Origin of the sequence: Citrobacter sp. R4 (genome assembly GCF_026719175.1) — a bacterium.
In the GTDB taxonomy this organism is placed as follows: Bacteria; Pseudomonadota; Gammaproteobacteria; order Enterobacterales; family Enterobacteriaceae; genus Citrobacter_A; species Citrobacter_A sedlakii.
Genome location: NZ_JAPPSU010000016.1, coordinates 40,173 through 53,628 on the forward strand (window position 1 = coordinate 40,173; position 13,456 = coordinate 53,628).

At 54.5% G+C, this 13,456-nt stretch carries 13 protein-coding genes, 1 other RNA gene and 1 pseudogene; 6 read left to right on the plus strand and 9 right to left on the minus strand.

All coding sequences use genetic code 11. The features are described from left to right. Positions 1–61: 61 nt before the first annotated feature. The 5 genes from OOJ60_RS21985 to OOJ60_RS22005 all read left to right on the plus strand — a co-directional run bounded on the left by OOJ60_RS21985 (position 62) and on the right by OOJ60_RS22005 (position 5,738). The gene (locus OOJ60_RS21985; protein WP_205613188.1) at positions 62–1,468 is read left to right on the plus strand and encodes a TolC family outer membrane protein; all 1,407 of its coding nucleotides are present in this window, start codon (positions 62–64) and stop codon (positions 1,466–1,468) included. Next, positions 1,465–3,651, plus strand: a complete 2,187-nt coding sequence (locus tag OOJ60_RS21990; protein WP_205613189.1) for a type I secretion system permease/ATPase — start codon at positions 1,465–1,467, stop codon at positions 3,649–3,651. Before OOJ60_RS21985 ends, OOJ60_RS21990 begins: the two co-directional genes overlap by 4 nt. Then, positions 3,632–4,822: an HlyD family efflux transporter periplasmic adaptor subunit gene (locus tag OOJ60_RS21995; protein ID WP_181822718.1), complete on the plus strand. Its 1,191-nt coding sequence runs from the start codon at positions 3,632–3,634 to the stop codon at positions 4,820–4,822. Before OOJ60_RS21990 ends, OOJ60_RS21995 begins: the two co-directional genes overlap by 20 nt. A gap of 72 nt (positions 4,823–4,894) precedes the next feature. Further along, positions 4,895–5,258, plus strand: a transfer-messenger RNA (tmRNA) gene (gene ssrA, locus OOJ60_RS22000). Positions 5,259–5,354: 96 nt separating this feature from the next. Beyond that, a complete protein-coding gene (locus tag OOJ60_RS22005) occupies positions 5,355–5,738 on the plus strand; it encodes a hypothetical protein (protein ID WP_025711956.1) in 384 nt (127 codons plus the stop codon). Positions 5,739–5,777: 39 nt separating this feature from the next. Here the strand turns inward: OOJ60_RS22005 and OOJ60_RS22010 are convergent, their stop codons facing one another. The 9 genes from OOJ60_RS22010 to OOJ60_RS22050 form a co-directional block, all read right to left on the minus strand. After that, a complete protein-coding gene (locus tag OOJ60_RS22010; RefSeq protein ID WP_045901840.1) occupies positions 5,778–5,996 on the minus strand; it encodes an ogr/Delta-like zinc finger family protein in 219 nt (72 codons plus the stop codon). 67 nt (positions 5,997–6,063) lie between these two features. Beyond that, positions 6,064–7,164 (minus strand): phage late control D family protein, encoded by a 1,101-nt coding sequence (locus tag OOJ60_RS22015; RefSeq protein ID WP_205613276.1) that lies wholly within the window; start codon positions 7,162–7,164, stop codon positions 6,064–6,066. Then, complete coding sequence (locus OOJ60_RS22020; protein WP_205613277.1) at positions 7,161–7,646, minus strand: phage tail protein; 486 nt, start codon at positions 7,644–7,646, stop codon at positions 7,161–7,163. Before OOJ60_RS22020 ends, OOJ60_RS22015 begins: the two co-directional genes overlap by 4 nt. Then, entirely contained in the window at positions 7,643–10,420 is a 2,778-nt protein-coding gene (locus OOJ60_RS22025) for a phage tail tape measure protein (protein ID WP_205613278.1), read from the minus strand. Before OOJ60_RS22025 ends, OOJ60_RS22020 begins: the two co-directional genes overlap by 4 nt. Beyond that, a complete protein-coding gene (locus OOJ60_RS22030; RefSeq protein ID WP_000763315.1) occupies positions 10,413–10,532 on the minus strand; it encodes a GpE family phage tail protein in 120 nt (39 codons plus the stop codon). Before OOJ60_RS22030 ends, OOJ60_RS22025 begins: the two co-directional genes overlap by 8 nt. Before the next feature lie 14 nt (positions 10,533–10,546). After that, the gene (locus OOJ60_RS22035) at positions 10,547–10,849 is read right to left on the minus strand and encodes a phage tail assembly protein (protein ID WP_001280965.1); all 303 of its coding nucleotides are present in this window, start codon (positions 10,847–10,849) and stop codon (positions 10,547–10,549) included. A gap of 54 nt (positions 10,850–10,903) precedes the next feature. Beyond that, complete coding sequence (locus tag OOJ60_RS22040; RefSeq protein WP_024552851.1) at positions 10,904–11,419, minus strand: phage major tail tube protein; 516 nt, start codon at positions 11,417–11,419, stop codon at positions 10,904–10,906. 9 nt (positions 11,420–11,428) lie between these two features. Further along, entirely contained in the window at positions 11,429–12,601 is a 1,173-nt protein-coding gene (locus OOJ60_RS22045) for a phage tail sheath protein (RefSeq protein WP_205613279.1), read from the minus strand. Positions 12,602–12,705: 104 nt separating this feature from the next. Then, the gene (locus OOJ60_RS22050) at positions 12,706–13,263 is read right to left on the minus strand and encodes a recombinase family protein (protein ID WP_205613280.1); all 558 of its coding nucleotides are present in this window, start codon (positions 13,261–13,263) and stop codon (positions 12,706–12,708) included. A gap of 65 nt (positions 13,264–13,328) precedes the next feature. Between OOJ60_RS22050 and OOJ60_RS22055 the strand changes: the two are divergent. Next, a pseudogene (locus tag OOJ60_RS22055) lies at positions 13,329–13,456 on the plus strand (phage tail protein); the annotation flags it as partial.

Below are 13,456 nucleotides of genomic sequence, written 5' to 3' on the forward strand. Positions count from 1 at the left end.
AACACAACGACCCCGGGCGCACGCCCGCCCGGGGCAAAAAGCAGCTTAGGGAAGTAAAAAAATGGGAAAACGACAGCTAACAGGTTGGTGGCTGGCGGGACATCTGTGCGCGTTCCCGGCGATTGCCGCCGAGGAACCGCCCCGCATCGCCCCACAGCAATGGGTTGAGCAGCAGGAACTGCCCTCGCTGAATGGACCAATGCCGCTCACCGGCGACAGCGCTGCGCCCGGAGAACTTACCCTTTCTCAGGCGGTCAATCGCGCTGTCTCCTGGCATCCGTCGATCGCCGAAGTGATCGGCAAACTGTATGCCCAAATCCAGCAGGTGGACGTCGCCAAAGCCAAATATTATCCGCAGATTAATGCCGGAATGAATAACGGATACACCAACAGCTACTCCGACAGCGGATTCAGCCCGTCGCTGGTAGTATCCCTCTCGCAAATGCTCTACGACTTCGGCAAAGTCGCCAGCCAGGTGCGGGCGGAAAACGCAGGCGTCGCGCAGGAGCAGGCGAACGTACTGGTGAGCATTGATAACGTCGGCCTTGAGACCGCCTCCACCCTCGTGCAAGTGCAAACCTGGCAACAAATGGTGGAAGTGGCTAAAGAGCAACTCGACGCCCTGAGCAGCATCGGCAGACTGGCGAACCAGCGTAACGACGAAGGCGCCAGCTCGCTTTCCGATGTGGTGCAGACCGACGCGCGCATTGAAGGCGCGCGCGCCCAGCTTGTTCAGTATCAGGCCAACCTTGAAAGTTCGCAGGAGACGCTGAAAACCTGGCTGGGCTGGAAAAACCTCAACGCCATTAGCAATGAATTCCCGGCGATGCTCAACCGCAGCTGCGAGCAGGCCACGCCGGATGACAAACTGGTGCCCTCAGTGCTCGCCGCGTGGGCGCAGGCCAACGTCGCTCAGGCGAATCTGGACTACGCCAACGCGCAAATGACGCCGACAGTCTCGCTTGAGCCGGAAGTTCGTCATTACCTGAACGATAACTATTCGGGCAGCGCCTCCATCGACCGCACCCAATATTCGGCATGGGTGAAAGTGGAGATGCCGATTTATCAGGGCGGCGGCTTAACCGCGCGTCGCAACGCCGCCAGCCATGCAGTGGAATCCGCCCAGTCCGCCATTCAGCGTACCCGACTGGATGTCCGCCAGAAATTGCTTTCCGATCGCAGCGAGGCAATGAATCTGGCGACATCGTTACAGATCCAAAAGCGCCAACAGACGCTGAGCGAGCGGACGCGGGAACTGTATCAACAACAATATCTCGATCTCGGTTCACGCCCCCTGCTCGATGTGCTGAATGCCGAACAGGAGGTGTATCAGGCCCGCTTTGCGCAGATCCAGACCGAAAGCCAACTGCATCAGCTCCAGCTTAACTGCCTGTACAACAGCGGACAGATGCGCCGGGCGTTTGGCCTGGAAAACCGCACCATTCAGTCCGTGGAGATCCAGCCATGATCCATGCCGACATTCCGGCCAATGAGCCGATTAGCGCAGAGGCGCTGGCCAACTGGGCGCGAGCGATGAGCCATATCGCCGCCCATTATCGGATCGCCTGTTCTCCTGGCGCGTTACAGGCCAGCGCGCCGTGGTTTAAAGATAAAGCGATGCCACAAGCGCTTACCCAGTTAGCCCGCCAGGCCGGCCTTTCTTTTCAGCCGCTGACGCCAACCGGGCAATCCCTCAGCCGCTGGCGATTGCCGGTAGTCATTCAGCTTCAGGATGGCGAACTGGTGCTGGTGGAACAGTTTGATGGCGATAACCAGCTCGATGTCTGCTTTGTTAATGGCGACCTGCAACGTAACCGGCTCGCCCTGAGCGAACTGCTGCCGACCATCCGCTTTATCATCGCGCTACGTCCGCTTTCGGCAGTGAAGGACAGCCGGGTAGACGCCTATGTCTCACGTTTCCGTCCCGACTGGCTGAAAAGCCTGGTGCTGAAAGATCTGCGTCCTTACGGCCCGGTGATGCTGGCGGCGCTGTTGATCAACATCTTGTCTCTGTCCGGGATCGTTTTTTCCATGCAGGTTTATGACCGGGTGATCCCGGCGCAGTCGTGGCCATCGCTGTACGTGCTGGCGGTAGGCGTGCTGATCGCAATGCTGTTCGGCTTTTTGCTGCGACTCGCGCGCGGACATGTGATGGATCTGCTGGGCAAACGCGCCGACATGCGGGTTTCCGATCGCGTGTTCAGCCACGCGCTGCGCCTGCGCAACAGCGCGATCCCCCGTTCGACCGGCAGCTTTATTTCTCAACTGCGCGAGCTGGAACAGATCCGTGAAATGGTCACCTCCTCTACCCTTTCCACGATCGTCGATCTGCCCTTCTTCTTTCTGTTTATTGTGGTTCTGGCGATCATCGCCCCGCCACTGGCATGGATCGCCCCGGTGGCGGCGCTACTGATGATACTTCCCGGCCTGCTGCTGCAAAAAAAGCTCGCGGTGCTGGCGAACCAGTCGGCGCATGAAGCTACGCTGCGCAACGCCGTACTGGTGGAGAGCGTGCAGGGGCTGGAAGACATTAAGCTGATGCAGGCTGAGAACCGTTTTCTGCAGCAGTGGAACAGCTACATCCGCATCACCGCCGAGTCGGGCCTGCGTACCCGTGAACTGTCGCAGGGGCTGATCAACTGGGGGGTGACGGTGCAGGGGCTGGTGTACGCGGCGGTGGTCATGTTCGGCGCGCCGCTGGTGATCGACGGCACGCTGACCACCGGCTCGGTCGTGTCTGCCTCGATGCTCGCCTCCAGAATGATCGCCCCGATGGGCAATCTGTGTGGGGTGCTGGCTCGCTGGCAGCAGGTTAAGGCCGCCAAAAAGGGGCTGGACAGCATTATGGAACTGCCCACCGAGACCCAGCGTGACGAGACGCTGGTACATCAGGAGATCTTCCACGGCCATTATCTGTTTGAGAACGCGCAGTTTCGCTATCACAGCGAAGATCAGCGGGTACCGCTGCGCATCAACCGGCTGGAGATTGCCGCCGGTGAGCGCATTGCCATACTGGGGCGCAACGGCGCGGGGAAGTCGACGCTGCTACAGGCGCTGGCGGGCGGCGTGGATCTGGTCGAGGGCGATGCCCGTCTCGACAACATCAGCCTGCCGCACATTGATATGTCGGACTTGCGCCGCAACGTTGGCCTGCTCAGTCAGAACGCCCGCCTGTTCTTTGGCACCCTGCGCGAGAATCTGACGCTGGGCGCGCCGCACGCCAGCGATGACGAGATTTTTTCCGCGCTGGCGATCTGCGGCGCGGCGAACTTCGTAAAACGTCTGCCAAAAGGACTGGATCATCCGATTATGGAAGGGGGGACGGGCCTTTCCGGCGGGCAACGCCAGTCGATTTTGCTCGCACGGATGCTACTGCGTTCGCCAAATATCGTCCTGCTTGATGAACCCACCGCCTCGCTGGACGAGCATGCCGAGCGCGAGTTTATTCAACGTCTGGGGCAGTGGCTCGGCAATCGCACGCTGGTTGTTGCCACCCATCGCGTACCGGTGCTGGAACTGGTGGAGCGGGTGATCGTGCTCAAAGAGGGGCAACTGGTCATGGATGCGCCTAAAGCCCAGGCGCTGGGACAGAGTCGAATGGCCGCACAGGCTAACGCACGGGAGTGGAAAAATGAAAACCAGTCAGCCTGATCCTACGCTTGACGCACTCGACGACAGCCGCGAGCGAGAATTTTCAGGGGCCAGCCGGATCATCTGGCTAACCGGCATTTTGTGCCTGATGCTGGCGATTTGGGGATGGTTTGGCGTGTTGGATGAAGTGTCGACCGGCACCGGGAAAGTGATCCCCAGTTCCCGTGAACAGGTATTGCAGTCGCTCGACGGCGGCATCCTCGCGGAACTGGTTGTGCATGAGGGCGATCAGGTGCAGGCCGGTCAGGTGCTGGCGCGCCTTGACCCGACACGTTCCGAATCCAACGTCGGCGAAAGTGCCGCCCGCTATCGCGCGTCGCTGGCCTCCAGCCAGCGTCTGACCGCAGAGGTGAGCGACCAACCGCTGGTCTTTTCCGACGAGCTGAAAGACTGGCCGGAACTGCTCGCCTCGGAAACGCGGCTTTATAACAGCCGCCGCGCCCAGCTTGCCGATGCGCAGTCAGACCTGAAAGAGGCGCTGGCGCTGGTGAATAAAGAGCTGGCGATTACCGAACGGTTGGCAAAAAGCGGCGCCGCCAGCCACGTTGAAGTACTGCGCCTGCAGCGGCAAAAAAGCGATATCGGGCTGAAGCTGACCGACTTGCGCTCACAATATTACGTCCAGGCGCGCGAGGCGCTTTCCAAAGCCAACGCGGAGGTCGCGATGCTCGCCGCGATCATCAAAGGGCGGGAAGATTCGGTAACGCGCCTGACCGTGCGCTCGCCGGTTCGCGGTATCGTGAAGAACATCCAGGTCACCACCATTGGCGGGGTTATCCCACCAAACGGCGAGATGATGGAGATTGTGCCGGTCGACGATCACCTGTTGATTGAAACCCGCCTGTCGCCGCGCGATATCGCGTTTATTCACCCAGGACAACGCGCGCTGGTGAAAATTACCGCCTACGATTACGCCATTTACGGCGGTCTGGAGGGCGTTGTAGAAACCATTTCGCCGGACACCATTCAGGATGAGGTCAAACCGGAGATCTTTTACTATCGCGTCTTTATCCGCACCGAACAGGACTATTTGCAGAACAAGTTGGGTCGACGTTTTTCCATCGTTCCCGGGATGATCGCCACCGTAGACATTAAAACGGGTGAAAAAACCATCGTCGACTATTTAATCAAACCGTTCAACCGGGCCAAAGAAGCGCTGCGCGAGCGCTAACTGCCTGACGGACAGCAAAATGAGGGGCTGGTCACGACTGTCACAAGTCTGTTATACTTATCTTCACACATTGGGGCTGATTCTGGATTCGACGGGATTCGCGAAACCCAAGGTGCATGCCGAGGGGCGGTTGGCCTCGTAAAAAGCCGCAAAAAAATAGTCGCAAACGACGAAAACTACGCTTTAGCAGCTTAATAACCTGCTCAGAGCCCTCTCTCCCTAGCTTCCGCTCTTAAGACGGGGATCAAAGAGAGGTCAAACCCAAAAGAGATCGCGTGGAGGCCCTGCCTGGGGTTGAAACGTTAAAACTAATCAGGCTAGTCTGGTAGTGGCGTGTCCGTCCGCAGGTGCCAGGCGAAAGTAAAGACTGACTAAGCATGTAGTACCGAGGATGTAGGAATTTCGGACGCGGGTTCAACTCCCGCCAGCTCCACCAAATAAAACAAGGGGTTACGTGAAAACGTAGCCCTTTTTTATTTAGTAGTGGCGGCAAAATGGCGACAGACATTTATCCATTAAAGGGACTACCGACGTGAAAAAATCTCTAATTGCCTTATTACTTATTACCAGCGCCAGCTCCTATGCAGACAAGATTCCGGTTTCGATTGAGAATGTCATTGCTGGCACAAATGCTCGTGAGCATAGTCTTAAAAATGGTGAACTCACTGTCAGATATGACCGTTCAAAAGTGACGCAGGATATGGCTACCGCCATGTTTGACTGGATATGTAATGACTATTTCATGAATAAATGGAAGCCGGAGACAATAAAAAGGGTCACGCTTCTGAACGTCACACGCGATCAAGGTTACAAAATTGATGCTGGCGGGAATGAGTGTAAGAAAAGTGGCTCTATGACTTTTGAACAAGAGAAAGCCTATAAAGCCAATATCATCGAAAACGCCACTCAGTTCTAACGACACTCCATTTGTAAGCCAAATGGTGATAAAGACTCTTCAAAAATTCATGTGGCCTTGTCCGCCTGCTGCTGGATGAGGAGGAGCGTTATTTACTAGGGCTGGCGTAACGATAAACCGCACTACTGTTTCATGAGTGACAAAGGTGCTACCACAATTGATATTCTGACACTGGCAGTAACGTTCTTTTGTGCTATCAGTGACCTGAAAGCTGCTCCTAGTGTGCGCTGAGTGTCCACACTTTGGACAATTCATCATCTTGAGTTTCTCCGCTGCCATTAAGCTCTCAATAATGATACACAAAGAATCAATATTGAGAACTCATTTATTCTATTTCTATATCATCAATCTTTACTTCTAGCTCCAGACTGGTAGTAAAACCATTATCCGGGCTGACCGTGTGCGTCAACGTTGTAATGGTCCATTCGGCATCGTCGATAGGCTGTTTAAAGCCGCTCATCTTTACTGGCATTTCGGTGTAGAGATCTGCCCGGCCCTCTGCGAGCTGCAGGGAGAATGACGCAACACCACGCTGCAGACGCTCCCACTGCATTTTTGCCGCACGCTCAGCATTGCTGCGATTTGCGTAAGTGCGGTTAAGAACCAGCACGTTTTCATCCGTTCCCACCAGATAATCACCCTGTTTTGCTTCCGGCTCTTTGGGTGTGGTGGTTTTCTTGCGACGGCGCTTAACTCTGGTTGTTTCTTTTTTCTTGGGTTCACGGGTATGCAGCCAGCTGGCAATAACGCCGGTATAGGCACCACGATCAGCCAGGGTAAAACGATGACCGTCACCGGCCTGGCGGGTTATGGTGATAACCGGCAGCGGCTTACCGCTCGCCGTTTTTCCCTGCCCCTGCCGAATAAACAACAGGTTTCCATCCTTAACGGAAGCAATCGCCCCATACTGGCGCGCCAGCTTCATCAGGAAACTGGCATCGCTTTCATTGGTTTGGTCCATGTGATCCAGCGCCTTGTCCGTCAGGTCTTTACCCAGCGCCATTTTAAGGTTATGCCTCGCTGCGATTTCCTTTACCACATCGCCAACGGTTGTCTGGTGCCATGACTTTTCGCGCCGAGTATTGAGGGTTTCACGGAAATCAGCGCTACGGGCACGGATAGTCAGACGATCAGGAGCACCGCTGTGCTCAATCTCATCGACAGTAAACGCCCCTTTCGGGAAAAGTGGCTGGCCTTTCCACCCCAGCGCCAGCTGAATAACAGCACCACGTCGCGGCAGAACAATCTGCCCGTCGGCATCGTCCAGCTCCAGATCAAGCTGGTCAGCCTCAAAACCCCGGTTATCGGTCAGCGTCAGACTCATCAGGCGCGCATCCAGCGCGGTGGTCACGTCCTTACCTTCAATAGTGATACTGAAAGCCGGGCTTTTGCTGTTCAGGTCAAAAAGATCAGAGCTAAAATTCACTGCAGCAACCCTCCAACCGTATTTTTAATATTACCTATCGCAGACGTTGCAGAGTCCTGCAGGTTACTTAGCTGATCGCTGAGACTGCCGAACATATCAGACAGCGACTCATCAACCCTTTTCAGGGTCAGCGTAAACTCAATACGCCGAGGCATTCCGCTTTCAAAAAATTCCGTTTTTGTCTGACTCAGGCTCTCGATTACAAACATGCCGTAAATGGTCCCGCTTCCCTCAATCAGGGGCCATGCTTTGCCCAGCTCTGCCATTTGCTCCAGCGCGAGCAATGACAGCCTGCCCCCGGTGACCTCCGGCAGCAATACACCAGATAACGTCAGCGAGTCATTATCCGGGCCAATAAACTGCGTTGATGCTCGTCGGTTCACCCGACTGTTGGCGGCGTGTCGCCAGCTTCGCTGATACTGCAGCTCCTGATATGGCACTGTACGCAGCATAAAGACATATAACCCCAGCACCATCATCATGATTCATACCCCCCCTGATCACTGAAATTACTGCGTGCTTTAGCCCTGGTCTTGCGCTCGCGTTCGTCAAGCTGTCTGGCAACTTCACGGGCAATATCCTGCGCACTCTGCCCTGGCTGAGCATAGATAGTGATCGGCGCGTGAGTTTCAAAATGCATCACTGGCGGCGCGCTGGCAGATTTCGTAGGCTGGCTTTGTTTATATGCCACAGTAGGCAGACTGTAAGGATGTAGTGGAGCAGCCTCTGCAGGCGCTGCCGCTACGCCCATGACACCTGCAACGACGGAAGCCAGCGCGGCAGTGCGCCGCCTGCTGGTCACATTTGCGGGGCCGTTCACAATTTCAGGGCCGTTCTCCCCAACAATACCGAACTGACCGCGCGGAATAATCCCACCACTGTCATACATCCCGGCAAACGGAACGGTAGCAGCCGCTGCTCCACCAACCACCTGCACCTGTGCTTTGTCTTGTATTTTATTATTTCCGGTCATCCAGTCAGGCAAATAATCGGTGACTGAGGAAAGCTTGCTTTTGAGTGCCTCCCATTTGGCATTAATTCCATCGAGAATGCTGTCAATAATGGCGCTGCCCATGTCCTGAAACTTCGCAGGAAGCGCGGCAACATCAGCTAGGATCGAATTCCATTTATCACTAATAGATTGTCTGATATTGGCCCACGCTTCAGAAACGCCAGATTTTATTGCATCCCAATTTTTAGCTATTAATCCCGGCAAGGTATAATTAAAGAACAGTGACTTAATCCCCTCCCATGCGGCGCTGGCCTTCTCTTTAATCCAATCCCATGCCGTACTTGTGGCATTACATACGGCATCCCACATTGCCTTGAATTTTGGCCCAAGCGTGTCCCAGTTTTGCCAGATATAAATTGCACCAGCGGCGATCAGCCCAATGACGGCCAGTATAGGATTTGCAAACATCAATCGGCCCAGCCATATAACTGACTTGCCAACAGAACTGATTGCTTTCCCAATAAGACCAAATACAGATGAAAATTTTAGCCCCATCACCCCTGCGCTCATTCGCACTACTGCCATCGGCCCTAACACGGACGCCAGCGCCAGTGAAACAACCCCAGCGGCGGTGGCAACAATGGCAAAGCCAGCTGCCAGCTTAAACAGCGCAGAGGTCAATTGTGGGTGTCGTTTAACAAAACCATCCAGACGCGAAGCCAGTTCACCCAACCAGTCAGCCAGCTTCTTTAATGCTGGGGCAACTGTTTCACCGATACTGGCCATAGCATTGGTAAAGGAACCTGTAGCGGCTTCCCATTTATTACCAAGAGTATTCAAGGAGGCATCAACACGCTCGCGTAGAGAAGCCTGATTTTGTAACTTTGAAGCCGTTTCACGATAGCCTGAGATGCCTTTGGTAATCATAATATTTAGCACCTGTAGCGTTTCCGCATCATCCCCAAAAATACCTTTTAGAGTAGCTAACCTTTTCTCAGTATTAAGCTTTTGGAGTTGAGCTAACTGCGTGTACATTTTCTCCAGCCCGCCAAACTCCCCCTTGCCATCCGTAAAATCGAACTTAACGCCGGTGCCTTTTAGTTCATCATTAGCATCCTTCACTTTTTCCGTATTCATGACGGACTGAAATACTTTTCGGTAGGCATTACCAGCTGACTCTCCAGCCATACCAGCCTGATCAGCCATAACTAATAGAGGAGCAAATGTCTTAGCCGCGTCCAATCCCTTTTTATGAATAATATCCATCGCGCTGCTGATTTTTGAGAACCCCTGCAGCATATTTCCTGAATCTACCCCTGCGTAGAATCCTTTCTGGATAACGTCCATCAGATTCATCATGTCTTTTTCGGAGGTCTGAGTAGCATCTTGTAACTTAGCCGCAAACTCAGCTGCTGCAGTGGGAGCCATCTGTAACTGCACGCCAAGATAAGCTGCTGACTCTCCCAAGCCGCCCAGGATGACCTGCGCCGACATACCCTGACGGCGTAGCATAGTCATCATGTTCTGAAAGTCGGCTGTTGTTCCCGGCAGCTTATCGCCCAAAGCAACTGCAAGCCGGTTAATTTTTTCAAATTCAGGCGCTACCTTTCCGCCCGGCCCCATCATTGAACCGGCGAGCTGATTCGCTGCATTTTCTGATTCTGAATAGGCTTTTACTGGAGCCAGCAACGTCATGCCAGTAGTTACCCCAGCCGCCATCGCCCCTGCACCATTACCTGCCAGAGAGTTCCTTAACTCGCGGGTCTTTTCAGCCTTGGCTTTGATGGCGTTGAGCTTTCGCTGACGCTCGCCAACTTCACGCAGCCTGCGCTCCTGCTCAGCCAACTGTCGGTTATACCGCTCTGTTTCTCGTGCAATCCGTGCCGTCTCACGCGCTCCGCCCCCAGCAGATAACCCCAGCCGATAAAGCTCAGCCCTGGCTGCCGCCATCTGGCGAGTTTCCTGTTGCTGTTTTTGTTCAAGACGTGAAACAGCACGCCACTGAGCTTCAAGCGCCTGCGTTTGTTTTTTTGTCGGGGATTCCAAAGAAGACATTTCGCGCGTCATCATTTGAGCGCGTAGCCTCGCCTGATCCAGTTCGGCACCAGTACGGCTAACACTTTGAGTTAGCTGATCGAAAGATTTAAGCTGACCTCCAGCATCACTCAGCTTTTTAATCTGATCGCGGGTTTGTCGAATAGCTGATGCCAGCTCCTTAGAGCCAGCCTGTGCATTTTTAAATGGGCGGGTTAACTTATCCACCGCCCCCAGAACTACCTGCAGTCGCAGGTTATTATCACTCATCGCTGGCCCCGCTTCTCTGAATTGCCTTATGCCGCCACTCCAGCACATCAGTCAGCGGCATAACGTCAGTGATGGACGGCGACCAGTGAAAGATGGTGGCAATATCTGCCACCAGATCATCAACCGTCAGGTTGTCGGCAAATCGGCAAGCACCGACTTCGGCAACAAAAAAGTAACCACCTCTACAGCCATTGCTGTCAGATCGGCGGGGTCCAGCTCTGCCATTTCCTGCGCGGTCAGCGTCGGGGAGGAGATTCGCGGGATCACAGTCATCATCGCGCCCACGTCCATATCCATAATGGCCTGCAGACGGGTGCCACGCAGTGCGCCGGACTGCGGCTTACGCAGCACAATTTCGGTAATTTCAGTTTTACCGCGCATGATGGGGGTATCCAGTTTTACGGTCTTTTCAGTCAGCTTGTCGCTCATGTTCGTTTCCTGTTAATGAAATACTGGCGCAGCTTCCCGCGCCGTTAAGGTTAATCAGAGGCCGAGGGCGTTACGGTGTTCTTCCATCAGGTCCACGCCGTCAACGATTTCAACCATGTTGACCAGATCGACCTCATAGAGCACTTCGCCGTTAATGGTCAGCTTCGCGTAACTGTTGGTGCTACTGACCTTGGTGGTGCTGCTCTCGCCGGTTTTCCACTCACCGGAATCCACTTCTTTATGACGCCCGCGCACAACCAGCTCCACTGCCTGAACTTCGCCGGTATCGTCACGCTGAATGGAGCCGGTGAAACGCAGCTGGATGCCGTCAACCGTGGCCTTGCCCATCTGCTTAAATAACAGCAGTTCGGTGCCGCCGATTGAAAATTCCGTGTCCAGTGCGCCGTCATCCAGCCCCATGTCCACATCCACCGCGCCCGGCATACCGCCGCCACGATACTTCTCAAACTTGCGGGTGAATTTCGGCAGGGTCAGAGACTCAACGATCCCCTGCCAGTTATTCCCGTCATTGAACAGGTTCAGGTGTTTTAACTTGCGTGGTAAAGCCATGATTCCCCCTTATGCAGCGACGCGGCTGGCAAAATCGACCAGGTAGCGATCGGTGATGCGCTGGCGCAGCATCAGGTTTTCAAGCGGTGGCACCGGCGTGTAGTCGTAGTCGATGGTGAGTTTCCCAGCTTTCAGGGAGTCTTTATCGTTCACGGACTCATCCAGCCAGCAGTCAGCCCCGATGAGATACCCCTGATTCACCAGGCTGCGGAGCTTGGCGCGGATACCTTCGATGATGTCGCGAGCGAGTGACGGGTTAAGTGGTTTATCCACTGCCCACATGTGCCCCTCTGCGATGGTGTCAGCCAGCACCTGCGCCGTGCGGGTGTAGTTCTCAAAGGCAAACAGCGGATCGTCACTGAGGCAACGGGAACCCCAGAAGCGGAAGCCGTCTTTGCGGATAAGCGTGGTGACGTCGTTCTGGTTCAACAGTCCCGCGTCGGTTGCCGGGTCCTGCAAATCCCAGAACACATCGGCGGAAATGCCGGTGACACCGTTCACACCCACGTTGGACAGGGTTTTGTGCCAGCCGGTCTGTTCGTCAATTTTGGCGCGCAGGCCGAGCGCACGGGCTGAGGCGTAAGCCGTCGCATCTGCATTCAGCACGGTGTCAAAGTTGATGAAATCAGGCCAGATCAGCATCCCCTCGCGCTGGCTGAAATTGTCACGGTAGGCAATGGCTTCTTCCACCGTTTTGCAGCCATAAGCGGACAGGTAGGCAAACCCACGCAGACTCTGCGCCACGCTCAGCAGTTCCGTAGCAACCGCCTGCGTGTCATGCCCCGGCACACCGAGAATGCGCGGCTTGACTTCGAGCTGCGCCTGAGCCGAAAGCAGCGCTTTCATACCTGTTTTTTTACCGTCGGCACTTACGCCGCCGATAATGTTTGAGGTGGTTTCCGCTTCGGTTTCGCCCTGTGCCACACGCACAACTACGGTCACGGGTTTTGCCTGGTCTGCAATCGCATCCAGTGAACGAGCCAGCGTGCCGGACTCGCCTGCTTTACCGCTGGCGGTGAGCACATCGGTCAACAAAACAGGTTTATTAAGTGGAAAAGTCACGGGATCGGCGTCGTCGCCGGTACAAACAAGACCGACAACTGCCGTGCTTACTGTTCTGATAGTGCGGGTGCCGTCGTTAACCTCAACGACGCGCACACCGTGGTGGTAGTCCTGAGCCATAAGGCAGTCTCTCCGGTTTACAGGGTGTCTGCCTATGTTCTGGTTGATATGCATGCCATGCACGTTGTTGGGAATGTATCAGTGATGACACAATAAAACCGTTATCATCCTGACCGGCTGGCGGGAAATTTTTTATATAGTGTGGAAATACCGACATCGAATATCAGCGCAACGCGCTGACGTGTTTCACCTGCCGCCAGCAATCTTCCGGCCTGTTCCCATTCCTCTGGTGTAAGCTTTGGACGCCTGCCACCAATTCGCCCTTTCGCCCTTGCTGCCGCCAGTCCGGCGCGGGTACGCTCCACGATTAGCTCCCTTTCCATTTCCGCCAGGGCGCCCATGATGTGGAAGAAAAAACGCCCCATTGGTGTTGAAGTATCAATACTGTCAGTCAGGCTGCGGAAGTTCACGGAACGTTGTTTTAGTTCCTCCACCAGAATGACCAGGTTACGCATACTCCGCCCAAGTCGATCCAGTTTCCAGACAACAAGCGTGTCTCCAGGAGAAAGGTGCTTTAGTAATTTTTTAAGCCCCGGTCTTTCTGCTGTTTTACCGCTCATTTTATCTTCAAAAATAAGCTCACATCCTGACCGCTCCAGCGCATCACGTTGCAAAGCCGTGTTCTGGTCATTTGTTGATACGCGTACATATCCAATAAGCATGGTTTTTCATTCCGTTAAAATGAGAAATCATGCCATTTGACTGATAATTATGCATTTTCAAAAACGTTCAATTGGGAGAAGCGGCAAAGCGAGATGTTGGCACGACAGTCGGAACCGTTGCCGCTGGTGATGATTTACGCATAACAGGAGCACTTCAAAAGGCAAATAATCTTTATGAGTTAACAAATAAATC